This is a genomic window from Halostella sp. PRR32 (genome assembly GCF_034808085.1).
Classification (GTDB): Archaea; Halobacteriota; Halobacteria; order Halobacteriales; family Natronoarchaeaceae; genus Halostella; species Halostella pelagica.
The window spans coordinates 1-232 of sequence record NZ_JAXHGL010000307.1 but is presented as its reverse complement, the minus strand read 5'-3'; the positions used below and the strand labels follow the sequence as shown (position 1 = coordinate 232).

Annotated in this window: 1 pseudogene; it reads right to left on the bottom strand. The window is 67.7% G+C overall.

The annotated features are described in order from the left end of the window. A pseudogene (locus tag SM753_RS21210) lies at positions 1 to 232 on the bottom strand (AAA family ATPase); the annotation flags it as partial.

Genomic DNA, 232 nt, shown 5'->3' with positions numbered 1-232 from the left:
CGTTCGAGAGCTTCTGGTCGACGAGCAGGCTCGCCAGCGCGAGCACGACCGTCGTCGTCTGCCGCGAATCCGTGACGTGGTACGTCGGCACGACGCTCAACCCACCGGGGCGCACGAACTCGTTCACCATGTCCGTGATGGCGCGCGCGCTCTGATCGAAGACGTCCCCGAACCCGTACGTCCGGCGCTTGATGGCGTCGAACGTCGCCTCGTGCACGCGCCCGCTCTCGTC